At 67.4% G+C, this 22,563-nt stretch carries 22 protein-coding genes and 2 pseudogenes; 10 read left to right on the top strand and 14 right to left on the bottom strand.

Features of this window, described 5'->3' with window-relative positions:
- Positions 1-7 precede the first annotated feature (7 nt).
- From ABZS43_RS28350 to ABZS43_RS28305, 10 genes are all read right to left on the bottom strand, one after another.
- Complete coding sequence (locus tag ABZS43_RS28350; protein ID WP_355039026.1) at positions 8-847, bottom strand: acyl-CoA thioesterase II; 840 nt, start codon at positions 845-847, stop codon at positions 8-10.
- 100 nt (positions 848-947) lie between these two features.
- The gene (locus ABZS43_RS28345; RefSeq protein WP_355039025.1) at positions 948-2,093 is read right to left on the bottom strand and encodes a thiolase family protein; all 1,146 of its coding nucleotides are present in this window, start codon (positions 2,091-2,093) and stop codon (positions 948-950) included.
- Positions 2,090-2,542: an OB-fold domain-containing protein gene (locus ABZS43_RS28340; protein WP_355039024.1), complete on the bottom strand. Its 453-nt coding sequence runs from the start codon at positions 2,540-2,542 to the stop codon at positions 2,090-2,092. The genes ABZS43_RS28345 and ABZS43_RS28340 overlap by 4 nt, the downstream gene beginning before the upstream one ends.
- Entirely contained in the window at positions 2,542-3,711 is a 1,170-nt protein-coding gene (locus tag ABZS43_RS28335; protein WP_355039023.1) for a thiolase family protein, read from the bottom strand. Before ABZS43_RS28335 ends, ABZS43_RS28340 begins: the two co-directional genes overlap by 1 nt.
- 66 nt (positions 3,712-3,777) lie before the next feature.
- On the bottom strand, positions 3,778-4,965 hold the full coding sequence (locus tag ABZS43_RS28330; RefSeq protein WP_355039022.1) for an acyl-CoA dehydrogenase family protein: 1,188 nt from the start codon (positions 4,963-4,965) through the stop codon (positions 3,778-3,780).
- Between the two features lie 28 nt (positions 4,966-4,993).
- Positions 4,994-5,788 carry an enoyl-CoA hydratase-related protein gene (locus ABZS43_RS28325; RefSeq protein WP_355039021.1) on the bottom strand — a complete coding sequence of 265 codons (795 nt, stop codon included), beginning with the start codon at positions 5,786-5,788 and terminating at the stop codon, positions 4,994-4,996.
- Positions 5,785-6,639, bottom strand: coding sequence for an enoyl-CoA hydratase-related protein (locus ABZS43_RS28320; protein WP_355039020.1), 855 nt, complete (start codon positions 6,637-6,639; stop codon positions 5,785-5,787). The genes ABZS43_RS28325 and ABZS43_RS28320 overlap by 4 nt, the downstream gene beginning before the upstream one ends.
- A 4-nt stretch (positions 6,640-6,643) precedes the next feature.
- The gene (locus ABZS43_RS28315; RefSeq protein ID WP_355039019.1) at positions 6,644-7,546 is read right to left on the bottom strand and encodes an SDR family oxidoreductase; all 903 of its coding nucleotides are present in this window, start codon (positions 7,544-7,546) and stop codon (positions 6,644-6,646) included.
- Complete coding sequence (locus tag ABZS43_RS28310; RefSeq protein WP_355039018.1) at positions 7,546-8,454, bottom strand: amidohydrolase family protein; 909 nt, start codon at positions 8,452-8,454, stop codon at positions 7,546-7,548. The genes ABZS43_RS28315 and ABZS43_RS28310 overlap by 1 nt, the downstream gene beginning before the upstream one ends.
- Positions 8,455-8,477: 23 nt before the next feature.
- The gene (locus ABZS43_RS28305; RefSeq protein ID WP_355039017.1) at positions 8,478-9,269 is read right to left on the bottom strand and encodes an enoyl-CoA hydratase-related protein; all 792 of its coding nucleotides are present in this window, start codon (positions 9,267-9,269) and stop codon (positions 8,478-8,480) included.
- Between the two features lie 95 nt (positions 9,270-9,364).
- Between ABZS43_RS28305 and ABZS43_RS28300 the strand changes: the two genes are divergently transcribed.
- From ABZS43_RS28300 to ABZS43_RS28280, 5 genes are read left to right on the top strand one after another with little or no spacing between them, the layout of a single operon-like run.
- Positions 9,365-9,889, top strand: coding sequence for a DoxX family protein (locus ABZS43_RS28300; protein ID WP_355039016.1), 525 nt, complete (start codon positions 9,365-9,367; stop codon positions 9,887-9,889).
- A gap of 38 nt (positions 9,890-9,927) precedes the next feature.
- Positions 9,928-11,136 (top strand): acyl-CoA dehydrogenase family protein, encoded by a 1,209-nt coding sequence (locus ABZS43_RS28295; protein WP_355039015.1) that lies wholly within the window; start codon positions 9,928-9,930, stop codon positions 11,134-11,136.
- A gap of 1 nt (position 11,137) precedes the next feature.
- Complete coding sequence (locus ABZS43_RS28290) at positions 11,138-12,367, top strand: CaiB/BaiF CoA-transferase family protein (RefSeq protein ID WP_355039014.1); 1,230 nt, start codon at positions 11,138-11,140, stop codon at positions 12,365-12,367.
- Positions 12,368-12,395: 28 nt separating this feature from the next.
- Positions 12,396-13,559 carry an acyl-CoA dehydrogenase family protein gene (locus tag ABZS43_RS28285; protein ID WP_355039013.1) on the top strand — a complete coding sequence of 388 codons (1,164 nt, stop codon included), beginning with the start codon at positions 12,396-12,398 and terminating at the stop codon, positions 13,557-13,559.
- Positions 13,556-14,620, top strand: coding sequence for an acyl-CoA dehydrogenase (locus tag ABZS43_RS28280; protein ID WP_355039012.1), 1,065 nt, complete (start codon positions 13,556-13,558; stop codon positions 14,618-14,620). The genes ABZS43_RS28285 and ABZS43_RS28280 overlap by 4 nt, the downstream gene beginning before the upstream one ends.
- A gap of 72 nt (positions 14,621-14,692) precedes the next feature.
- Here the strand turns inward: ABZS43_RS28280 and ABZS43_RS28275 are convergent.
- Together ABZS43_RS28275 and ABZS43_RS28270 are read right to left on the bottom strand one after the other, a co-directional pair.
- A pseudogene (locus tag ABZS43_RS28275) lies at positions 14,693-15,426 on the bottom strand (SDR family oxidoreductase).
- A gap of 26 nt (positions 15,427-15,452) precedes the next feature.
- A complete protein-coding gene (locus ABZS43_RS28270) occupies positions 15,453-16,568 on the bottom strand; it encodes an acyl-CoA dehydrogenase family protein (protein ID WP_355039011.1) in 1,116 nt (371 codons plus the stop codon).
- Between the two features lie 71 nt (positions 16,569-16,639).
- On the opposite strand from ABZS43_RS28270, the gene ABZS43_RS28265 reads away from it, so the two are divergent.
- Entirely contained in the window at positions 16,640-17,413 is a 774-nt protein-coding gene (locus ABZS43_RS28265; RefSeq protein ID WP_355039010.1) for an enoyl-CoA hydratase/isomerase family protein, read from the top strand.
- A 43-nt stretch (positions 17,414-17,456) separates the two neighbouring features.
- Here ABZS43_RS28265 and ABZS43_RS28260 read toward each other — a convergent pair whose 3' ends face one another.
- Positions 17,457-18,605 (bottom strand): acyl-CoA dehydrogenase family protein, encoded by a 1,149-nt coding sequence (locus ABZS43_RS28260; RefSeq protein WP_355039009.1) that lies wholly within the window; start codon positions 18,603-18,605, stop codon positions 17,457-17,459.
- Positions 18,606-18,754: 149 nt separating this feature from the next.
- Between ABZS43_RS28260 and ABZS43_RS28255 the strand changes: the two genes are divergently transcribed.
- Both ABZS43_RS28255 and ABZS43_RS28250 read left to right on the top strand, forming a co-directional pair.
- The gene (locus ABZS43_RS28255) at positions 18,755-19,510 is read left to right on the top strand and encodes a GntR family transcriptional regulator (RefSeq protein WP_355039008.1); all 756 of its coding nucleotides are present in this window, start codon (positions 18,755-18,757) and stop codon (positions 19,508-19,510) included.
- A gap of 74 nt (positions 19,511-19,584) precedes the next feature.
- Complete coding sequence (locus tag ABZS43_RS28250; RefSeq protein WP_355039007.1) at positions 19,585-20,187, top strand: helix-turn-helix domain-containing protein; 603 nt, start codon at positions 19,585-19,587, stop codon at positions 20,185-20,187.
- 42 nt (positions 20,188-20,229) lie between these two features.
- Here ABZS43_RS28250 and ABZS43_RS28245 read toward each other — a convergent pair.
- Positions 20,230-20,526 (bottom strand): annotated as a pseudogene (locus ABZS43_RS28245) (roadblock/LC7 domain-containing protein); the annotation flags it as partial.
- Positions 20,527-20,827: 301 nt separating this feature from the next.
- Here ABZS43_RS28245 and ABZS43_RS28240 point away from each other — a divergent pair.
- Positions 20,828-21,355, top strand: coding sequence for an OB-fold domain-containing protein (locus ABZS43_RS28240; RefSeq protein WP_355039006.1), 528 nt, complete (start codon positions 20,828-20,830; stop codon positions 21,353-21,355).
- The gene (locus ABZS43_RS28235) at positions 21,352-22,548 is read left to right on the top strand and encodes a thiolase family protein (RefSeq protein ID WP_355039005.1); all 1,197 of its coding nucleotides are present in this window, start codon (positions 21,352-21,354) and stop codon (positions 22,546-22,548) included. Before ABZS43_RS28240 ends, ABZS43_RS28235 begins: the two co-directional genes overlap by 4 nt.
- The last annotated feature ends 15 nt before the right edge of the window (positions 22,549-22,563 follow it).

The raw sequence follows: 22,563 nt of genomic DNA, 5'->3' as shown, positions 1-22,563 counted from the left end.
CGCCGACTCAGCGCTCGGGATCCGGGCGCAGCATGCCTTCCTGCAGGACAGTCGCAACCAGGGTGCCGTCCGCGGTGAAGACACGCCCCTGGGCGATACCGAGACCCATCGCCGCGTTCGGGGAGATCTTGTCGTAGAGCAGCCATTCGTCGACCCGGAAGGGCCGATGGAACCAGACACAGTGATCCAGGGAGGCGAGCTGGAACCCGTCATGGCGTGGCGGAACCCCGTGCGGCTGCAGGGCGACCGAGAGCAGGGTGAGATCGGTGAAGCAGGCCAGCAGCGCAGTCTGCAGGACGGGGTCGTCGGGGACCGGCTCCGTGGTCCTGAACCACACCCGGCGCCCGTCCCGGCCACCCGGCTCATCCAGGACATGCCGGATATCGACCGAGCCCCACTCCAGGTAGAACTCGGGCCATTCCGCCGGATTCATGGCGATCGTCTCCGGCATCGTCGGCAGCGTCTCCGGATCGGGCACCTGGGGAAACGGCACCTGATGGTCCGGTCCGGCCTCGGCGACATGGAAGGACGCGGATGCTTCGAAGATCACGCGTCCGTCCTGTTCGGCGATGATCCGGCGGGTGTCGAACGTCCGGCCGTTGCGAATCCGGTCGACCTGGAACTCGATCGGCCGGCCCACCTCCCCGGGACGGAGGAAATAGGCATGCATCGAATGCGGGAGGCGACCTGCCGCCACGGTGCGTGCCGCCGCGGCCAAAGCCTGTCCCGCGACCTGACCACCGAACACCCGGACGAGGGAAGTTCTCGGGGATCCGCCGACGAAACGGTCGGGTGCGATCTCACGGAGCTCGAACAAGTCGAGCAGGTCGGGCAGCGTGGTGGTCACGAGGTCTCCAGGGGTTCGGCCGTCGTCAACGGCAGGATGGATGGCGGTTCACACACCGCCGACCAGGTCGAAAGGCAAGGTCGATCGACACCGTCCGCTCCTAGGTGGTCAGGATGGTCACGGCGCCGGTACCGGGCGAACCGTAGAGGTGGGCATAGCCGACCCGGTGTGGGCCGGGGATCTGACGGCCCTCGGCCGTGCCGCGCAACTGCAGCACCAGTTCGTGGATCTGGCGCAGGCCCGAGGCGCCGATCGGTTCGCCGTTGGCCATCAGCCCGCCGTCGGTGTTGACCGGAAGCTTGCCGGCGATCGTGGTGTAGCCCTCGGCGATCAGTTTCTCCTGCTCACCGTCCGCGCAGAACCCGTTCTCGGCCATGTGGATGATCTCGGACCCGGCGTCGGTGTCCTGCAACTGCGCGACGTGCACGTCCTCGGGGCCGAGCCCGGCCTTCTCGAATGCCTCGAGCGACGCGTCGACCGAGGGACTCGGTGTACCGAGCGCCGGAAGAGACGGGCTTTGCATCTCGAAGGCGCCGAACCGGCGGGTGCGCAGCGAGGTCGCGGCGAGATGGATCGGAGTCGAGGTGAACTTCCTGGCCAGATCACGCCGGGCCAGGACCACCGCCGCCGCGCCTTCGTCCGGACCGCAGTACATGAACTGGGTGAGTGGGTAGTTCACGTACGCGCCGGCGAGGATCTGCTCTTCCGACATCGGCTTGCGCCGCCAGGCTTTCGGATTGAGCGAACCGTTGGCGAAGTTCTTGGCGGCCACCCGGGCCAGGGTCTGCTGGGAGATCCCGTGCTCGGCCATGTACCGGTTGATCTTCATCCCGAAGAAGTGCGTGGTCATGAACAGTCCGGTCTCGCCGTACCACGACGGCAGGCCGAGCACGGACGGATCCGCCGCGAACGCGCCCTTGGGGTGTTTGTCGAAACCGGCGGCGACGGCGATGTCAGCCTCCCCGTGCTCGATGGCCTCGGCGGCCATCCGCAGTGCGGTGTTGGCGGTCGCGCACCCGTTGAACACCCCGAAGAACGGGATGCCGGTCAGTCCGAGTTTGCCGACGATGGCGTCCGGATTCGACACTTCCAGACTGCCCGCGAACCCGCGCTGCACGTCGGACCAGCCGATGCCGGCGTCGGCGAGCGCGTCCCGGACCGCCTCGGCGCCCATGTCGAGTGCCTGTTTGCCCTCGAAGCGGCCGAATGGGTGCAGGCCGACACCCACGATCGATACGTTGCTCATGCGCTTTCCTCGGTCTCGGTGGAATCCGACGTGGGCGCGAAGGCGAAGGTCATAGTGACCGAACCATCCGCCTCGGTGCGGAAGGGGATGACGACCACGGTCATCGACATTCCGATCGTCAGTGAATCGGTCGCGGCGGCGACGATTCGCCCTTCGACCAGCACACCTTCCGGGAACGCGACATAGCCGACGAAGTACGGCTCGAACCGTTCCGGTCCCCGGTAGGGCGGTGACGGCGGCGGGAACTCCTGAGTGGTCCAGGTGTGCAGCGTGCCGGTTCTGGACAGCAGGAGTTCCTCGTCACCGGGGTGTGCCGGAAAATCCGGCGTCTGCCCCGGGCCGGGGCGGGACGAGATCAGCTGCGGTTCTTCCGAAGGCCAGGTGAAAAGGCCCGGCGCGATGGGATTCCGGACGACGGACTCGCCCGACACGGTATCGGCGACCATCATCAGATCCGCTCGTAGATGGTGGCGTTGGCGGTGCCGCCACCCTCGCACATGGTCTGCAGGCCGTAGCGCTTCCCGGTGCGCACCAGGTGGTGGATCAGGGTGGTGGCCAGCCGAGCGCCGGAGCATCCGAGCGGATGACCCAGCGCGATGGCGCCACCGAGCGGGTTGAGACGCGCTTCGTCGGCGCCGGTCTCGGCCTGCCAGGCCAGGGGCACCGAGGCGAACGCCTCGTTGACCTCGAACGCGTCGATGTCGCCGATGCTCAGCCCGGACTTGCGCAGGGCGAGCGCGGTAGCGGGAATCGGTCCGGTCAGCATCTTGACCGGGTCGTCGCCGGCGACCACGGCGGTGTGGATCCGGGCCAAGGGGGTGAGCCCGAGGCGGGCCGCGTTCTCCGAGGTGGTGATCAGCAGGCCGGCCGCGCCGTCGGAGATCTGCGACGCGTTGCCCGCACTGATCCGTCCCCCGTCCTTGAACGGGGTCTTCAGAGTTGCGAGCTTCTCCACGGTCGACCCACGGCGCACACCCTCATCGATCTTCACGGTGGTGTCAGCGGTCGGTACCGCGACGATCTCGCGCTCGAAGTCACCCCGCTCCTGGGCCGCGGCGGCCAGCTCATGCGAGCGAACGGCGTACTCGTCCAGTCGCGTCCTGGACAGGTTCCACAGCTCCGCGATCATCTCGGCGCCCATGCCCTGGTTGAAACTGCCGTGGAACGCCGGATCGGTGAGCTGCTCGGCGTACCGTCGCACCGCCGGTCCCCCCATCTCGCCGGTGCCCTCGACCCGCGCGGCGCCCATCGGCACCGCCGACATCATTTCGACGCCACCGGCGACCACCACATCGGCCTGGCCGGAGATCACGGCGGCAGCAGCCGTCGAGATGGCCTGCTGAGACGAACCGCACTGCCGGTCGATGGTGAAGCCGGGCACCGATTCCGGCCAGCCCGCGCCCAGGACCGCCATGCGGCCGATATTGCCCGACTGCTGACCGATGCTGAGCACATTGCCCCAGTGCACGTCGTCGACGACCGCGGGATCGATGCCGGTGCGTTCGGCGAGCGCCCGCAGGATCGTGGCGGACGCCTCGACCGCGTGCACGCCGGCGAGCCCCCCGCCTCGCTTGCCGACCGGGGTGCGCAGAGCCTCGACGATGACAGCATCACGCATCAGAATGTCCTCTCAACGAAAGAATAGATTTAATTATTATACCTTATAAGCATCCGCTGCCACGGGCTAGCGAGGCAGACCGAGTACTCGCTCCGCGATGATGTTGCGCTGGATCTCCGCCGTGCCGCCGTAGATGGTCTCGGCGCGGGAAAGCAGGAAGGTCTTCTGCTCTCGATCGAGGCCGTCGTGCCCGGTATCCGCGGTCACCATGGCCTCCTCACACCGCAGATCCATGGCCAATTCACCGAGTAGCTGGTGCGCGGTCGCGGCGTACAGCTTGCTTGCCGTGGCCGCGGCGCCGGTCGACTCCGGCGCGCCCTCGATGATCGAGGACAGGACCCGCAGGTTGGTCGCACCCATCACCTGGGCAGCGATATAGGCATCGGCGAGTCGTTGACGCACCCGCGGATCACCGGTCGAGCCCAGGCGCCGCGCGGTGCCGATCACCTCGTCCACTTCCCGCTGCATGGCCAGCTGCATGGGCATCAGCGCGGAACCGCGTTCCATGGCCAACGTCCCCATGACTACTCTCCAGCCACCGTCGACCTCGCCGAGCACCATGTCGGCCCCGGTGCGTGCCCCGTCGAAGAAGCACTCGCTGAACTCCGCGGATCCGGCGATATTGCGGATCGGGCTGATCCGGACGCCGGGCTGATCGACCGGCACGAGCAGCATGGTGAGCCCGCGGTGCCGCAGGCTGCGGTCGGGATCGGTGCGGCACAGGACATACAGCCAGTCGGCGTGGTGACCGAACGTCGTCCATACCTTCTGCCCGTCGATCACCCACTCGTCGCCGTCGAGGATCGCGCGCGTACTCACCGAGGCGAGATCCGAGCCCGCACCGGGCTCGCTGAATCCCTGTCCCCACATTTCCTCGACGGCCAGGATCGGCGGGAGAAACCGCGCCTTCTGCTCCTCGGTACCGAAGGCAAGCAGACTCGGACCGAGCAGCTCGAGCGCCTGGGTGCCGACGCGGGCGGGCGCGGCCGCTGTCGCATACTCGTATTCGAAGATGATCTCCTGGACAGCGCTCGCGCCGCGACCGCCGTACTCGCCCGGCCAGGTCAGCCCGAGCCAGCCACCGGCGGACAGTTCCTTCTCCCACGCCACCCGGACATCCCAGGCGGTGTCGTCGGTCGGGCTGCCCACCCCGCGATAGCGGGCGAACTCACCGACGAGATGCTCGTCGAGCCACGTGCGGACCTCGTCCCGGAACTCGATGTCCGCGGGCGCGATCTCAAGTTCTGCGACCATGGTTGAGACTCCTAGTACAGGCCCGAGTTCAGAGCTCGAGCGGGGAATACGGGTCGAATCGGGGCGCCCGTTTCTCGGTCAGGCTGCGCAGGCCCTCCTGGAAATCCGGTTGCTGTTTGGCCAGCGTCAGCAGGTACTGGGCGCGAACTCGCGCCTGTTCCAACGTGTTCTCGCTGTCGGACCACACCTGTTTCTTGATCATGGCCAACGCGACCGGGGACACCTCGGTGGCCATCGACCGGGCGTAGGCCACCGCGTCCGCGAGTACCTCCCCTGGCTCGGACAGCTGCTGCACGAGCCCGATCTCGAAGGCTTCCTCGGCCAGGAAGACCCGGGCCGAGGCCAGCAGATCGAAGGCGCGCGCCGGACCTACCAAGCGCGCCAGCACCCAGGCGGTGCCGTCCTCGGCGGGCAGCCCGCGCTTGGCGAAGGCCGTACTGAATTTGGCGCCACGAACCGCGAAACGCAGATCGAAGTTCAGTGCCTGCGCCAAACCGATTCCGGCACAGGCACCGTTGATCGCGCCGATGATCGGTTTGGGCAGCGTGGTGGCGTAGGTCTGCGGGCGCCGGTTCGTCGCGTACCGCTTGCCGTCCCCGACCTCGCGCAGCACCAACGGGTCCAGACCGGGAACGAAGGAGGTACCGGAACCCGTCACCACGATCACCCGCACATCGGGGTCGGCGCAGGCCCGGTCCAGTGCCGCGTAGAACTCGGTCTCCATCTGCGCGGTCCACATGTTCCGCCGCTCCGGACGGTTCAGGGTAAGTACCGCCACCCCGTCCTCGGTGTCGTAGCAGACGACATTCGACTCGGTACTCACGGCTGCACCACCCACGCGGGCCCGTCGACGGGCTGCGCCCACCTGACCTCGACCTGTTGCGACCCGGCGAAATTCGGCGCGCGCTTCTCCAGGAACGCCGCGACACCCTCGCTGGAGTCGGGCTGTCTGCCCGCCCAGCGGAAGGTTTCCCATTCCCGGTGGAACGCCGCCTCCCGATCGGGCTCGGCCAGCATCTGGTAGAGCAGTTGCTTGGTCAGGCCGACCGCCGCGGGCGAGCATTCGGTGGCGATCTCGTCGGCCAGCTCGAGCGCGGCGGGCAGGACCTGATCACCCGGCAGGGCGCGGGTGGCCAGACCGATCCGTGCGGCCTCCTCACCGCGGAAGAGCCGGCCGGTGAGCAGCAGCTCGACGGCCGCTCCCGCACCGACCAGGCGCGGCAGCAGCCACAGCGAGTTCTGCTCCGGGATGAGGCCGCGGCGGGCGAACACGAACCCGTACTTGGCGGATTCGTTGACGATGCGAATGTCCCACTGCAGGGCGAAGGTCAGGCCGAGACCGACGGCGGCCCCGTTGAGCGCGCCGATGATCGGTGTGCGCAGCTGCCACGGGCGCGGCCGGACGGCCATCATCTGGCGCGCAGCCCTGGTCTGCTCCTCGTCGAACGCGAAGTTCGACCCGCCTGGTTCCATGTCGGCGCCGGTCGAGAAGAACCGGCCGCGGCCGGTGACCACGATGGCCCGAACTTGCTCGTCACGGTCGAGATCCGACAGCTGACGGTGCAATTCGACCTGCATCGCCGACGTGAACCCGTTTCCGCGGTCCGGTCGGTCGAGCCAGACGGTCGCGACCCGGCCTGCCCGCTCCACCGAGATCCCGTCGATCACCGCCATCGAGTCACCGGCTCCCGGCTCGGGGCTTGCCCGAGCCGTCCGAGTTCGGCCGGGCCTGCGCGACCAGCCTCGGCACCGTCTCCCCCAGCGTTGCGGGATCCCAGCGTTCCAGCTGCTCGGCTCCCGGACCGGCCTGCCAGGTCTCGGCAACGCTGATCGATCCGCCCTTGACATTGAACACCCGGCCGGTGATGTCGGCGGCCTCCTCGGAGGCCAGCCACACGACGATCGGCGCGATGTTGGCGGGAGAACCGGCGTCGAAACCGGTGGTCTCCTTGATCTCCTTCAGCTTCTCGACGTAGTCGTGCAGTCCCGCCGTCATATTGGTCAGCGCGCTCGGGGCGATCGCGTTGACCGTGATGCCCAGCCGCGCCAATTCGTCGGCCAGAATCACTGTGAAGGAGGCGATCGCGGCTTTGGCGGCGCCGTAGTTCGACTGACCCACATTGCCATACAGGCCGGAGGGTGAGGAGGTGTTGATCACCCGCGGGTGGTGCACCGGCTCACCGGCTTTCGCCTTGGCCCGCCAGTGGGCGACCGCGTGCTTGGTCGGACAGAAGGTGCCGCGCAGATGCACCTTCATCACCGCGTCCCACATGTCGACGTCCATGTTCACGAACATCTTGTCGCGCAGGATGCCCGCGTTGTTCACCAGGATGTGCAGGTCACCGAATTCCTCGAGCGCGGTCTGGACGAGGCGGCCCGCGCCGTCCCAGTCCGACACATCGTCATGGTTGGCCACCGCGCGCCCGCCCATCGCGGTGATCTCCTCGACCACCTGCTCGGCAGGCCCCAGGTCGTTCACCACGACCTGGGCGCCCTGGCGGGCGAACTCGAGCGCGTGCTCACGCCCGATGCCGCCCGCGGCGCCGGTGACGATGACAACCCGTCCGTCGTGCAGTCCCATCAGTTCTCTCCTGTTCCGGTAGCGCCGCCGGTGCCCGCCGGAGGCTCACCGAAGACGGATAATGCGTTGGCGCCGAGGTAATTCCGGCGCGCGTCGTCGGGCAGTGCGAGTGCCCTGCCCTCGCTGATCGTGCGATCGAGGGAAAGAATCGGGTAGTCCGAGGCCCACATGAGCTTTGTCTTGTTGCGTTTGCGCGCGAACGCGAGAATGTCCTCGGGGACGTACTTGGGCGCCCAGCCTGCGGTCATCGCGAAAACGTTGGGGTGTTTGACGAGCATCGCGACGGTTTCGCTGATCCACGGGTCCCCCAGATGGGACATCACGATCTTCAGGTCCGGGAAGGTAAGCGCCACTTCATCGATGAGGATGGTGCGCTGAAGTTTCGCGGGCTTCATCGGTCCGGGCGCGCCGACATTGATCGATACCACCGCTCCCTCGTCACAGGCCGCGGTGTACATGGGAAACGCCAGCTTGTCGTCGATGGCGATGCCGGTGAACATCGGCACCACCCGGATGCACTTGATGCCGTACTCACGCACCGCGATCCGGACATGCTTGGCCGCCTCGTAACCGAGCCGTGGGTCGATACCCACCGAGGTGACGAACCGGCCGGGATACTCGGCCTGGAATCGGGCGAGCACCTCGCAGGTCTCCCGCAGGACCGCCTCGCCGGAGCGGACACCGTGCACGTACGGCGGTGTGATGTCCCGGGGCACTTTGGTCAGCACGCCGCCGGAGATCCCGAGACGGTCCATCTCGGCGATCACATCGGTCATGGTCTGGCCGCCCTCGTAGGCGCTGTTGCCGCGCTTGAAACGGGCTACCACGGAGGGATCGGGGGTTACCTCGCCCGGGGCGTAGGGCAGGTTGATCCAGGCGTCGAAGATGCGCGGTTCGTCGGTACTCACTGGTATTGCCTCCGTTGTCTGTCTCAGCGTCCGAGGTAGTTCGGGCTTCGCTTCTCGCGCATCGCCGCGAGCGCCTCCGCGGCGTCCTCGGTGGCGGCGACCACCGCGAAGTGTGAGGAGATGAGGTCGAGCGCGGTACGCAGGTCGGTTCCGGCCGATTGATAGGTCGCCCGCTTGATCATGCGGATCGTGACCGGTGGACCGGCGGCGAGCTGAGCGGCGAGCGCTCCGGTCACGGCCGCGAGCTGGTCCGCGTCGGCCAGCCGGTTGACCAGGCCGATCCGCAGTGCTTCCTCGGCGTCGATGAAGTCTCCGGTCAGCAGCAATTCGAGGGCCTTGGAGGTGCCGACGAGCCGCGGCAGGTAGTACGCACCGCCGTCGCCGGGTGTCAGCCCGACCCGTACATATCCCTCGGACACCTTCGCCGAGCGGGACATGACTCGCAGGTCGCACATCAATGCCATATCCAGGCCCGCACCGACCGCGACCCCGTTGATCGACGCGATCAGCGGCTTGTCCAGCGCGTCGACGGCGAGCGCGACCTTGTGGATCTCGTCGTGCAGCTGCGACTTGCGCTGCAACGGTGTCAGCCCCTGGTTCGCGTTCGAGATGCTGCCCAGATCGACGCCCGAGCAGAACGCCTTGTCACCGGCGCCGGTCAGGACGACGACCTTGACCCGATCGTCTCGCCTCGCCTCGTCGAGCAGCCGAGCCCACTCGCCGATCATGTCGAAGGTGAACGCGTTGCGCGCTTCGGGCCGGTTCAGCGTGATGGTTCCGACACCGCCGTCGAGATGCCACTCCAGGTCCGACACAGCTTCCTCCTCTGGCGCAATCAGTATGATATTTGTACTATAAGAATCCGGATTGTCCAAGCTTGGGAAAGCCGGAACCGAGAAGGAGCTCCCCGATGACCGGTGCCGAAACCGATCTCGCGCTGCTGGCGCTGCGCGTGATCGCCGGACTGACCATGGCGGCCCACGGCCTCAACAAATTCTTCGGTGGCGGCCGGATAGCGGGCACCGCCCGCTGGTTCGACAGCATCGGCATGCGGCCGGGTCGGGTGCACGCCCTGCTCGCCGCGACCACCGAGACCGCAGCGGGTTTGTTCTTCGCCGCCGGGCTGGCCACCGCCTTCGCCGGGGCCGCGTTCGTCGCCTTGATGGCGGTTGCGGCATGGACGGTGCACCGCGAGTCGGGATTCTTCGTCAACGCGAACGGCTGGGAGTACAACCTCGTGCTGGCGGCAGTCGGCGTGGCGGTGGCGACGACCGGACCCGGCGCGTGGTCACTCGACAACCTTCTCGGCATCACCGACGCGCTGCGGGGCTGGACCGGACTGGCCATCGCCCTGGTCGGCGGCCTGCTGGCCGCCGTGGGACAGCTCGCCCTCTTCTACCGGCCCGCACCCGCCGCACCGCCCGCCGCGGCGTGATCGACCGCCCACCCTCCGACAGACAGAACAGGCACGGCATGACCCAGACACCGGGTGAACTCCCCCTGACCGACGCCGATCTCCGGTTCCGTGACGAACTCCGCAGCTGGCTCGACGTGCACCTCACCGCCGAGTTCGCCGACCAGTACGACCGCGGCGGACCTGACGACGACGACAACTGGGAGCTGCGCCGCCGCTGGGAGCGTGAGCTCGCCGCCGGGGGGTGGCTCGGCATCTCCTGGCCGGAGGAATACGGCGGGCGCGATGCCACCATGTCCCAGGAGATCGTCCTGGCCACCGAACTGTCCACGGCGGGAGCGCCCCCACGCGCGGCGTTCCACGGCGAGTCTCTGATGGCACCGACCGCGCTGCACTATGGGACGCCCGAACAGAAGGCACGACTGCTGCCACCGATGGCGCGCTCGGAGATCGTCTGGTGTCAGGGCTACTCCGAACCGAACGCGGGTTCCGACCTGGCAGGCATCGCGACCAAGGCGCGGCGCGACGGCGACGAGTGGGTGGTCACCGGCCAGAAGATCTGGACGACCTTCGCCCAGCACGCCGACTGGATCTTCGCCATCGTGCGCACCGATCCCGATTCGCGCCGTCACGCCGGGCTGTCCTACATGCTGATCCCGCTCGATCAACCCGGCGTGCGGGTGGTCCCTATCCGGACAATGCTCGGCGACAGCGGTTTCAACGAGGTCTTCTTCGACGGCGCCCGGACCAGCGTGGACAACGTCCTCGGCGCTCCCGGCGACGGCTGGAAAGCGGCGATGACCACCCTCGGGCACGAGCGCGCGACGTCGGTGCTCGGCTATCAGTTCTCGTTCCGTCGCGAGATGACCGAGCTCAGAGCGCTGGCCCGCAAGCGTGGCGCCACCGCCGACCCGGTACTGCGAGATCGGCTGGTCGACAGCATCATCGGTCTCGACATCATGGGGTACAACAATTTGCGCACCCTGTCCGCGGCGCTGCGCGACGGCCAGTTCGGTCCGGAGGCCTCGATCGGCAAGTACTACTGGTCGCGCTGGCACCAGGAGTTCACCGAGATCGCCATGGACGTTCTCGACGCCGACGGGTGGCTGTCCACCGAGTGGGGCTCGGGTCCTGATCAACCGTCGGAGGCGCTGCGCCGCTCGTTCATCCGCGCCCGCGCCGAGACGATCTACGCCGGATCCAGCGAGATCCAGAAGAACATCATCGCCGAGCGAGTCCTCGGGCTGCCGCGCGAACCGAAGGAGTGACATGAGCACAGCGAGCCTGTCGGGCGTCCGGGTGCTCGACCTCAGCCGGATTCTGGCCGGTCCGTTCACCACTCAGTTGCTCGGCGATCTCGGCGCCGACGTCATCAAGGTCGAACGGCCGGGTACCGGCGACGACGCCCGCACCTACGGCCCGCCCTATCTGCCCGACAGCGAGGGAGCCGACACCGCCGAGGCCGGTTTCTACCTGAGCTGCAATCGAAACAAGCGGTCGATCACCATCGACCACTCCACACCCGAAGGCGCGCAACTGATCCGCGATCTGGCGGCGCGCTCGGACGTGCTCGTGGAGAACTTCCGGGTCGGGGTCCTGGACAAGTACGGTCTCGATCAGCGGTCCCTGCGTGCGCTCGACGCCCGCCTCGTCTACTGCTCGATCACCGGGTTCGGCCAGGACGGGCCGTACGCCGACCGGCCCGGATACGACGGCGTCTTCCAGGCCATGTCAGGCATGATGAGCGTGTCCGGACATCCGGACGGGACTCCGGGCGCCGGACCGATGAAGGTCGGCGTTTCCATGGTCGACATCCTCACCGGGCTCTATGCCTCCAACGCGATTCTCGCCGCGTTGCGTCACCGCGAGATCACCGGCGAAGGCCAATACATCGATATGGCGCTGCTGGACTGCGGTATCGCCGCCCTCTCCCACTACGCGCAGAACTACCTGATCTCCGGTTCCCCGGCGCCGCGGCGCGGCAACGGCGGTTTCGGCGGCATTCCATCCCAGACTTTCCGATGCTCCGATGGTAACGAGATCTTCATCGTCGCCTCCACGCCCCGGCAATGGTCAGGTCTGGCGCGAGTACTCGGACGCCCGGAGCTCGCCGACGACCCTCGCTTCGCCACCGTCTCGGCCCGGATCGCCCACCGCGACCTGGTGCTCGACACCCTGAACGATGTTCTGCGAACACGGCCTGCCGCGGCATGGATCGCCGAATTGGAATCGGCCGATGTTCCGGTGAGTCCGGTGAACGACATGAACGGCGTATTCGCCGACCCTCAGGTGCGGCACCGCGGTATGCGGCTCACCGCCGAGCACCCGCTCTCGGGTCACGTCGACATGCTGCGCAACCCCATTCGGCTGTCCGGCACCCCGCTGGAACGCTACGACCCCCCACCGCTGCTCGGCAGCCACACCCGCGAGGTACTCACGACCGTCCTCGGCAAGTCCGCGGCCGAGTACGACGAACTCGTCGCCAAGGGAGTCGTGTGACCGGCAGGGACCGACGAACGGAAAGATCATGGTGAACACCGCACTCATCCCACCTCAGCGAGCACTACCACCCGAAACCGCGCACCTCCGGGCCGCGGTCCGGGACTTCCTCGCCGCGGATCGCACCGAGCACGGGTGGACCCCGCATGTCGATTCGTGGATCTCGTCCTGGGATCCCGGGTTCAGCCGTCGCCTCGCCGAGCGCGGCTGGCTGGGTATGACGGCCCCCGTCGAATACGGCGGGCACGGGCGCGGGCACATCGAGCGGTTCGTGGTCACCGAGGAACTGCTCGCGGCGGGTGCGCCCGTTGCCGCACACTGGGTAGCCGACCGGCAGGTCGTTCCGGCGCTGCTCGCCCACGGGACCGAGCATCAGCGGCAACGGTATCTCCCCGAGATCGCCGCGGGACGCTGCTTTTTCGCGATCGGTATGAGCGAGCCGGAGTCCGGGTCCGATCTCGCCAGTGTGCGTACCCGCGCGACGCGGGTCGACGGCGGATGGTCGGTCACCGGAACGAAGGTTTGGACGTCGGGCGCCCATCACGCGCACGCGTTCTTCGTGCTGGCCCGCAGCGCTCCGCTCGACTCCGCGCGCCGGCACGAGGGACTCAGCCAGTTCGTCGTTCCCCTCGATGCGCCCGGCATCGAGATCCGGCCGATCCGGCTGCTGACCGGACAGCACCATTTCAACGAAGTCGTGCTCGATCATGTCTTCGTGCCCGATGACATGGTGCTCGGTACGCCGGGCGAAGGCTGGCGGCAGGTCACCTCCGAACTCGGCTTCGAACGCAGTGGCCCGGAACGCATCCTGTCCACCCAGCCGCTGCTGGACGCCCTGGCCGATCGGCTGCGTACCGATACACCCGATCCGGCCGCGGTCGGCGCACTGGGCGCGCTGACCGCACGGCTGGTCACCCTGCGGCAGCTCTCCGCCGCGGTGGCGTCCGCTCTCGCGGCCGGCGAGCCCGCAGACCTGCCCGCCGCGCTGATCAAGGATCTGGGCACGCGCTACGAGGCCGACGTGGTCGAGGCGGCGGCGTCCCTGGATTCCGGTTACGCCGATCCGGGATCCGCCGACGAATTCGACCGGTTGCTGGCCGAAGGGCTGCTGCACGCACCGGGATTCACCCTGCGGGGCGGGACGAGCGAGATCCTGCGCGGCGTGGTGGCACGAGGACTAGGACTGCGATGACGAACCCGACCTCTCACTTCGACGAGCTCGCCGAGCTGCGCCGGCTCGCCGACGACATCTTCGGCGCCAGTGCCGAGACCGTGCTCGATGTTCCGAACACGACCATCGACTTCGATCCCGCCCTGTGGAAGACCCTGGCCGAATCCGGGCTCACCCTGCTCACCACCCCCGACGCCGCGGGCGGTAGCGGAGCGACCCTCACCGAATCCGCCATCGTACTGACCAGCGCGGCCGCGCACGCGGCGCCGGTGCCGGTGGCGGAGACCGACCTGTTGGCCTCCTGGCTGCTGCGCGCGGCCGACCTGCCGGTGCCGACGGGACCGCTGACCGCCGTGCACGACCCGGCACTCGAGATCGGCCGGGGCCGGGTGCGCGGCACGGCGCAACGGGTTCCCTGGGCCCGCGCTGCCCAGGCCATCGTGCTGGCCGACGAACGTTCGGTGGCCGTGGTGCCCGCCGCGGCACTGCGCATCGAGCACGGCGGCAATGTCGCGGCCGAACCACGCGACCGGATCGAGATCGATACCGAGATCGACTCCGCGGCAATCGGACCGGCGCCGTCGCGCGTCGCCGAGGGGTTTCTGCTGCGTGGCGCGCTCGCGCGGGCGATCCAGATCAGCAGCGCGCTCGAGCGAGCCCTGGTGCTGACGGTGGGCCATGTCGGTACCCGAGAACAATTCGGCCGACCGATCGGGAAATTCCAAGCCGTTCAGGCCATGGTCGCCGAAGCGGCCGAAGCGGTGGCAGCGGCCCGCACGGCCAGCGAATTCGCTGTGCGGGTGACCACCGAGCACGGTTTCGACGACGAGCGGGCCGCCTTCACGATCGCGGTGGCGAAAGCGCAGGCATCCAGTGCCGCACCCGTAGTCGCACGCGCGGCGCATCAGGCACACGGCGCGATCGGCTTCACCCTCGACCATCGCCTGCGGCATTTCACCCTGCGTGCGCTGGCCTGGCGGTCGGAATTCGGCGGTGCTGAATTCTGGGAAAGGGAACTGGGGCAGACCATGCTGGGCAGCACCCGATCGCAGCTGTGGGAATTCGTCACGAACATCTCCTGACCGACCGGCATCTCCGGAACGCGGAAGGGCCTGTGTCACCGAATGTGACACAGGCCCTTCCTCATACGCGGCTCAGGCGATATAGCCGGAGGTTCCGGCGCGGGACAGCACGATATCGGGAACGACCGTGCGCGCGGACAGCCGCAGAATCGCCTCGACGACCTCCACGATGTCGCTGACCGGAATCATCGTCTCCGGCGCAATGGTGTTCTTGGCCCACGCGCTCATATCGGTGTCGACGTACCCGGGCGACAGCGTGGTCGCGGCAACGCCATTAGCCGACTCCTCGATGTTCAGCGTACGAACCAAGGAGATGAGCGCGGCCTTGATCGCGCCGTACACCGCGAGGCCCGGCTCGGCGAACACCCCGGTGATCGATGCGAGCGCGACAACCCTGGCACCACGGTCCGGGTCGGCCGCCGCGGTCTTGCGCAGTGCGGGCAGAGCCAACTGCACGAGCTGCAGCGGCGCGCGCAGATTGATCGCCACGGTTTTGTCGAAGCGCCGCAGCGGATAGTCGGCGACCTGCCCGGCACTGCCGACTCCGGCATTCAGGACCAGCGCGTTCATCCCGTCGAACGCCGCCGTGTGGGCGTCGGCCAGCCGCTCAAGATGCTCGGGATCGACCAGGTCTCCCGCCACAGGGGCAACGTGCGGGAGCCGAGGTCACGAAGCCGCGCCGCCACGGCCTCGAGCGCCTCGGCGTGACGCGCGGTCACCGTCAACCCGAAGCCACGTTCAGCCAGCCGTTCCGCGATGCCGAGTCCGATTCCCCGGGACGCACCGGTCACCAGCGCGGATTTCACCCTCACTGCGCTCTCCGTTCTTCCCGTCACAACCCGATGTGTTGGGCAAGTGCTTCGCGGTGATGGGCCGGACTCCCGAGCAGGATCTCCGAGCCCTTCGCCCGCTTGAAGTACAGGTGCGCCGGATGTTCCCAGGTGAATCCGATACCGCCATGCATCTGAATGCTCTCGGCGGCAACGTGATAGAAGGTCGTCGAGCAGAAGACCTTCGCGGTCGCCGCGGCGATCGGGAGGTCACCGCCGTCGGAGGCGACAGCGTAGGCAGCGTAGTAGGCCGCCGATCGCGCCGACTCCAAATCCACCAGCATGTCCGCACAGCGGTGCTTGATCGCTTGGAAGGACCCGATCGGCCGGCCGAACTGCTCGCGCACCTTCAGGTAGTCGACCGTGGTCTCCAGAACCCGGGCCGCTCCACCCACCTGTTCGCAGGCCAGCGCGGCCGCACCGATGTCGAGCACGCCGGCGACGACATCCCAGCCTCGACCGATCTCGCCGAGCAGCCGGGCCGGGGTGTCACGCAGGGTGATCGTCGCCTGCCTGCGGGTCCGGTCCATGGTCGGGACATCCTCGATCTGCAAGCCCGGTGCGCCGCGTTCGACCACGAACAGCGAGATACCCTCGACACCACGGGCCGCGACGATCACCAGGTCCGCGGAAGCGCCGTCGAGCACATACCGCTTCACCCCGTCGAGTCGCCATCCCTCGGTCGTGTCCACCGCCGCGGCCGATATCTGCTCCTCCGACCAGGCCGCACTCTTCTCGATGACAGCCACCGTCGCGATGGTCTCCCCTGCCGCGATGGCGGGAAGGTACTCCGCGCACGCCGCTTCGTCTCCGGCGAGCAGCAGCGCGTTGGCCGCGAGGATCACGGTGGAGAACAACGGCGCACACAGCAGCGCACGGCCTGCCTCCTCGAGCACCACGGACAGTTCACCGAAACCGAATCCGGCGCCACCGTACATTTCCGGAATGGCGAGTGCCTGCACGCCGATCTGGTCGGCGAGCTGTCGCCACACCTGCCGGTCGAAGCCCTCGGCGGTGTCCATGTGCGCTCGCACCTGGGCCTCGGAGGACCGCGATTCCAGGAACTTGCGGACGACCGCGCGCAACTCCAGTTGCTCCTCAGTGAATGACAGGACCATCGGGCCTCCTCAGGGCGTTACCAGTCTTGACGTTAATGAGTATAATAGACTAACTGATTAAGGAGACCTTTGTGATCCGATACAGCACCCTCGACGTAGCCACAGATGGGCATGTCGCGATCGTGACGATGAACCGGCCGGCGGCACGCAACGCCGCCGACGCCGTCATGCACCGCGAACTGGCCGACATCTGGCAGGACCTGGCGGCCGACCGCACGGTGCGCGCCGTCGTACTCACCGGCGCGGGCAGAGCGTTCAGCGCGGGCGGCGATCTGCCCAGAATGATCGAGACCCAGCGCGATCCCGACGTCCAAGACGAAGTGTTCGACGAGGCGCGTCGCATCGTCCGTGGCATGACGGCACTCCCCCAGCCGATCGTCGCCGCGGTCAACGGCCCGGCGGTAGGACTGGGAGCGAGCCTGATAGCACTGTCGGACCTCGCGGTCGCGGCCGAGAACGCCTTCCTCGCCGATCCACATCTCGGGGTCGGACTCGTCCCGGCGGACGGCACCGCGCTGACCTGGCCGCTGATGAGCGGACTGCTCAGAGCCAAGGAGTTCATCCTGCTCGGTGAGCGCATTCCCGCGGCGAAGGCGCTCGAGTGCGGACTCGTCAATCGGGTGGTCCCGGCCGACGAGGTGCTGCCGACCGCGCTGGAGTTGGCCCACCGTCTGGCCCAGATCCCCCAGCGCGCACTCGAGGACACCAAGCGCATCCTCAACTCCGCGGTGTCCCGGACGGTGGGGTCCGTTCTAGAGCAGGCACTGGCCGCCGAACGGCAGAGCGTCACCTCACCCGAACACGTCGCCTATGTCGAGAAGATGGTCGCGGCGTCCCCGAAGTGATGAAGAGTTTGCGGGCGTGGTGGTCACCACGCCCGCATACTTTTCAGAAGCCCAACCCCTTGCCGACGATGTCGAGCATGATCTCGTTCGTGCCGCCGTAGATCCGCTGCACCCGCGCATCGCGCCACAGCCGGGCGATCTCGTACTCGTTCATGTATCCGTACCCGCCGTGCAGCTGCAGACACCGATCGATGATCCGCCACTGGGACTCGGTCGCCCACCACTTGGCGCCCGCGGCCTCGTCCGCGGTGAGCTCACCCGCGTTGACCGCGAGGACACACTGGTCGATGTAGGTCTGCATGACCTCGACTTCGGTGGTCATCTGCGCGATCGCGTGCTTGTTCACCTGGAAGTTGCCGATCGGGGTGCCGAAGGCGGTTCGTTCGTGGGCGTAGGCGGTGGTGAGCTCGACCGCGCGCTTGGCCTGTGCGACGGCGTGAATCGCGATACCGAGGCGCTCGGCGGGCAGATTCGTCATCAAGTGGTAGAAGCCCCGGTTCTCCTCACCGATCAGGTTCTCGGCGGGCACCCGCACGTCCTCGAAGATCAGTTCCGCGGTGTCGGCCGCGCGCTGACCGATCTTGTCCAGCTTTCGCCCTCGGCTGAAACCCGCCATCCCGGTCTCGACCACCAGCAGGCTCAGACCCTTGTGCGGCCGTTCCGCACCGGTATCCGTCCGACAGAGGACAACGACGAGGTCGGCGAGCAGGCCGTTGGAGATGAAGGTCTTGGAGCCGTTGACGATGAAGGAATCCCCGTCGCGGCGCGCCGTGGTCTTGACGTTGGCCAGGTCCGAGCCCGCCCCCGGCTCGGACATCGCGATCGCGGTGATGTACTCGCCGGAGACGAATTTCGGCAGCCAGCGCTTCTTCTGTTCATCGGTGGTGAGATCACGGAAGTAGCCGGAGAGGATGTCGTTCTGCACTCCCAACCCGACGCCGACACTTCCGGTCGCGTGGTACTCCTCGTTGAGGATGGCGTTGAACCGGAAGTCCTTGATGTCCGCGCCCCCGTATTCCTCCGGCATCTCCCAACCGAGCAGGCCCAGTTCGCCGGCCTTGAGCCACACCTCCCGATCGACATACCCCCGCGCTTCCCACTCCTCGGTGTGCGGAGCGCATTCCTTCTCGAAGAAGGATCGCGCGGTGGCACGGAACTGGTCATGTTCGGGTTCGAAGATTGTGCGGCGCATATCAGCTCTCCTGGGCAGGAAATCGGACTCTACAGGTAGTATCAGCATAACAGTCTAACTGATTGAACCCTATATACTTCGGGCCACGCCGCCCGACACCGACCACGGAGTGCCATGCACCGACGAGCGAGCGAGGCGCGAGGCCGAGAATGATCAAACCCACTGCGATCAAAGTCCCCAAGGCCGGCGAACTGGTCGCCGCCGAGTTGCGACGGAGGATCATCACCGGCGAGCTCGCCGTAGGCGATCCACTGCCTACCGAGTCGGCCCTGATGGAACACTTCGAGGTCTCGCGCCCGACACTGCGAGAAGCGTTTCGAATCCTGGAATCCGAGTCGCTGATCACCGTCCTGCGCGGAGCCCACGGCGGCGCCCGGGTGCTCCGGCTCGACGACACAGTGGGCGCGCGATACACCGGGTTCCTGCTGCAGTACAAGGGCACATCACTGGCGGACGTGTATCGCGCACGCACCGAATTGGAGGTGACCGCGGTTGGCATGCTGGGCGCGCTCGGACCACGCGCCCTCACCAGCCGCCTCGACCGATTGGACGCACTGATCCGGGAGGGCACTTCCCTGGTCGACGACGCCAAGGCGTACGCCGAACACAATGTCGGGCTGCACCGGACCCTTGTCGAACTGGCAGGCAATATGACCCTCGATGTCCTCACCCGGATGCTCTTCGAGATCATCGCGCTGCACAACGTGGTGTTCATCGCCGAGCGCCGGCCCGGGCACGAAGGGCCGGCGAACCGTGCCGCTCAGCACGCCTGGACCAAGCTGGCGAGACTGCTCCATGAGACGAACACGACTGCCGCGCAAACACATTGGCGACTACATCTGGACCACGTGGCGTCCTACATGATCGGCAACTCCGAAGCGGCCCTGGTCGATGTCCTGCCCTGACCGCGGACGCGCCGGCCACAGTATCGAGTAGGATTCTCATTTCGAGAGTGACTATCGCGAGTCCGAGGAGCACTGTGAGCACATTGCGAGAACGCAATCGCCTGCGCACCAGGGGCGATATCGCCAGCGCCGCCATCACGCTGTTCGAACAACACGGCTACGATAACACCACCATCGAACAGGTCGCCAAGGCGTCAGGGGTGTCGGTCGCCACGTTCTTCCGCCATTTTCCCAGCAAAGAGGACGTCCTGTTCGCCGACGAGGACGAGTCCGCCGCAGCCATGGTGCAGCGGGTGGCAGGGCGGTCCGACCCGGCGGTGACCGTCGCTGCCCTCGCCGAGCCGGTCGCGCTGTTCGCCACCGACCTGGAAGACGATCGGATCTTCCGGCTCACCCACCTGGTCATGACGAATCGCCAGCTAGAGCCGCGTAGTCTGCGGATGCGCCTACGCTGGGAACGCGAGATCGCGCGGCAGCTCGCGGCCGAGCAGGGGAGCAGCGCGCCGACACAGGACGACGTGCTCATCGCCTCGATCGCTGTCAGCTGCCTCAACACCGCGCTCCGGTTCTGGGACCGGACCAGCTCCCCTAGCGGATTGAGCGACTTGGTGCGGCAGATGTTCGCCCGCTGCTCCCGGATCGCTGGTGCAACCGATCAGGTCGCCGAGTCCGCATGAGTCCCGTGCGCTCGCGCGAGGAGGTACTCCATTCGACGCCATGGCACAGAATTGCTCGGCGGCGTCACAGCTCAGCGCGTTGGACTCGCTGATCAGCATTCCGTCGGTCGACAGGACGACAGCGGATTCGACGCCCGGCAGCCGGGAGAGCAGGTCATCCAGCAGCCAATCCAGGTTCCTGACGGTCTTCGTGGACCCCAACGGCCGTTTGGGCGGCCGAGTACCGGTTGTGCCCGCGCGATTCTTGTCCGATCGATCAGTCCGGGCGACTCGTTCTCTTCGACCGGGTCCGAGAACAGACCAACTGTCGGCGGACCGGTCACGTCGTCTGCAGACCACCAGCTGGTCACGGCTGCTGCGGGCGGTGGCCGCATCGAGACCGGAAACTCCGGCTGCCGCCGAAACGAGGTCGCGTTGTCGATGAGCTCCGACAGCAGGTGGACGAGGTCGGCGATCACCGCAAATACATCCGGAACCTGATATCCGGAGGTCGCTCACGGTTTGCGAAGACACCGACAGGGCGGATACCCGCGCGGGCACAGAGCGGACAGCCACCGAACACCGTCCCGTTTGCGCAGGGGAACGCGGTTCGGCGGCGTATCCCTTCCCCAAGCGGGCCTCCCGGGTCGAAGATCGAGGGATGGATAGCCAGCGAGGACCGGGCGGGCGGATACCCGCCGAACAGTCGAGGGCAGCTGACACCGTCAGCGCCACCGAGGCCGTCGCACCCACCCTGGAGGCGGTGTTCGAGCGGTATCCACGGATCCGGTTGGACCAGGTCAACATCGAGTACTACCGAGGCATGTTGATGCACGAACTGCGCGCGGGCTGGTGCCCCGCATGCGGGCTGTGGCACACGCCGTTGCGACCGATCTGTCCGTCCTGCTGGTCGGGCAACGTCGTAGCCCGGGCCGTTCAGGGCACCGGCACGGTACATCTGCTGACCCTGCTGCATCAAGGCCCACCGGTCGTGGATTACACCGAGCCATGGCCTCTGGCCGCCGTCGAGTTGACCGAACAGCCCGGCCTCAGGATCGTGGGCCCGCTGGTCGACACTCCCGCGGAACTGCAGCGGATCGGACAGTCGGTCGAACTCACCTGGATGGAGCGCGACGGTTCGCCGTGGCCGGCTTTCCGTGCGGTTCCGGACAAGGAAGAGACCCGATGAACCTGCTCCCCCAGCGCAATTCGATCAAGGACCGCATCGCTTTCACCGGTATCGGACGGTCTCCGTACGCCCGGGATCGCGACACCACCGAATTGGCCATGGTTCTGGAGGCCGCCGCCCAGGCGATCACCGACGCCGGGTTGACCGCGGGCCAGATCGACGGAGTGGTCGGCGGTGGGTTGCACACCGGCGGCATCGATCCCGCAGTCGTGGCCTCGGCACTCGGCCTGCCCGCCGTCACCTACTGGACCAGCGTACGGCCGCCGATCGGCAACCATGTCACGGCCGCGGTCAACGCGGTGTGGTCGGGAACCGCCAACGCGGTCCTGGTCTATCACTCCGTGTACCGGCTCGGCCGCGGGCCGTTCCGCGAACGAGCGGCGGCGGGCCTGCCGGACGGTCGCGCCATACTCGGCGACGGCCACACAGAGTCCGAGCCCTACGGGATGTTCGGCCCCACCGGCTACGCCGCGTGGGCCGAGCGTTATCTGAGAACCTACGGTCGCGACCGAGCGGACCTCGGCATGGTCGCGTTGAACGGACGTGCGAACGCCGCGAACAATCCGGGCGCGGTGATGACGAAACCGCTCACGATGGAGGACTACCTCGCCGGCCGGATGATCCGCGAGCCGCTGTGCGTCTACGACATGGACGTCCCGATCGACGGTGCCGACGCTTTCGTGGTGACCACCGCCGAACGCGGCGCCGACAGCCCGAACCGGCCTGTCGTCGTGCACGCGCTCTCGATGGGACTCACCGCCCATCCCGAGGAGCACCTCACCGTGAGCCTGGAGCACACCGGCCAAACCGTGTCCGCTGCCGCAATGCTGGCCCGCAGCGAACTCGGCATCGGCGACTTCGACGTGCTCTTCCCCTACGACGGGTTCTCCCTGATCACCCTGCACTGCCTGGAGTCCTATGGGTTCTGCGGGCCGGGCGAAGGCGGCGACTTCCTCACCGAACACTGGAATCCGGATCGCGGCCGGGTCGAGATCGACGGCCGGGTACCGATGAATCCCCACGGCGGCAGCCTGTCCGAGGGCGGCACCCAGGGCGCCGGGCACCTGCGCGAAGCAATTCTGCAGCTCCGTGGCGCGGCGGGAGAGCGGCAGACACCCGGGGCCGCCGCCGCGCTGTTGACTCCCGGCGGGCTGTTCTTCAATGCCCAAGGTATCGCGCTGCGCGCCGGCTGACCCTACCGACAACTT

This window comes from Nocardia sp. NPDC005366, from assembly GCF_040606855.1.
Lineage (GTDB): Bacteria > Actinomycetota > Actinomycetes > Mycobacteriales > Mycobacteriaceae > Nocardia.
The sequence above is the reverse complement of the archived record's forward strand: the minus strand, read 5'-3'. Positions and strand labels throughout refer to the sequence as shown.

Coding starts and splice junctions, on each gene's coding strand:
- ABZS43_RS28295 (WP_355039015.1), top strand. CDS start 9,928: ATGACCCAGACACCGGGTGAACTCCCCCTGACCGACGCCGATCTCCGG.
- ABZS43_RS28235 (WP_355039005.1), top strand. CDS start 21,352: ATGAACCTGCTCCCCCAGCGCAATTCGATCAAGGACCGCATCGCTTTC.
- ABZS43_RS28320 (WP_355039020.1), bottom strand. CDS start 6,639: ATGGCGGTGATCGACGGGATCTCGGTGGAGCGGGCAGGCCGGGTCGCG.
- ABZS43_RS28330 (WP_355039022.1), bottom strand. CDS start 4,965: ATGGTCGCAGAACTTGAGATCGCGCCCGCGGACATCGAGTTCCGGGAC.
- ABZS43_RS28240 (WP_355039006.1), top strand. CDS start 20,828: ATGGATAGCCAGCGAGGACCGGGCGGGCGGATACCCGCCGAACAGTCG.
- ABZS43_RS28345 (WP_355039025.1), bottom strand. CDS start 2,093: ATGAGCAACGTATCGATCGTGGGTGTCGGCCTGCACCCATTCGGCCGC.
- ABZS43_RS28300 (WP_355039016.1), top strand. CDS start 9,365: ATGACCGGTGCCGAAACCGATCTCGCGCTGCTGGCGCTGCGCGTGATC.
- ABZS43_RS28285 (WP_355039013.1), top strand. CDS start 12,396: ATGGTGAACACCGCACTCATCCCACCTCAGCGAGCACTACCACCCGAA.
- ABZS43_RS28280 (WP_355039012.1), top strand. CDS start 13,556: ATGACGAACCCGACCTCTCACTTCGACGAGCTCGCCGAGCTGCGCCGG.
- ABZS43_RS28255 (WP_355039008.1), top strand. CDS start 18,755: ATGATCAAACCCACTGCGATCAAAGTCCCCAAGGCCGGCGAACTGGTC.
- ABZS43_RS28290 (WP_355039014.1), top strand. CDS start 11,138: ATGAGCACAGCGAGCCTGTCGGGCGTCCGGGTGCTCGACCTCAGCCGG.
- ABZS43_RS28340 (WP_355039024.1), bottom strand. CDS start 2,542: ATGATGGTCGCCGATACCGTGTCGGGCGAGTCCGTCGTCCGGAATCCC.
- ABZS43_RS28270 (WP_355039011.1), bottom strand. CDS start 16,568: ATGGTCCTGTCATTCACTGAGGAGCAACTGGAGTTGCGCGCGGTCGTC.
- ABZS43_RS28260 (WP_355039009.1), bottom strand. CDS start 18,605: ATGCGCCGCACAATCTTCGAACCCGAACATGACCAGTTCCGTGCCACC.
- ABZS43_RS28315 (WP_355039019.1), bottom strand. CDS start 7,546: ATGGGACTGCACGACGGACGGGTTGTCATCGTCACCGGCGCCGCGGGC.
- ABZS43_RS28335 (WP_355039023.1), bottom strand. CDS start 3,711: ATGCGTGATGCTGTCATCGTCGAGGCTCTGCGCACCCCGGTCGGCAAG.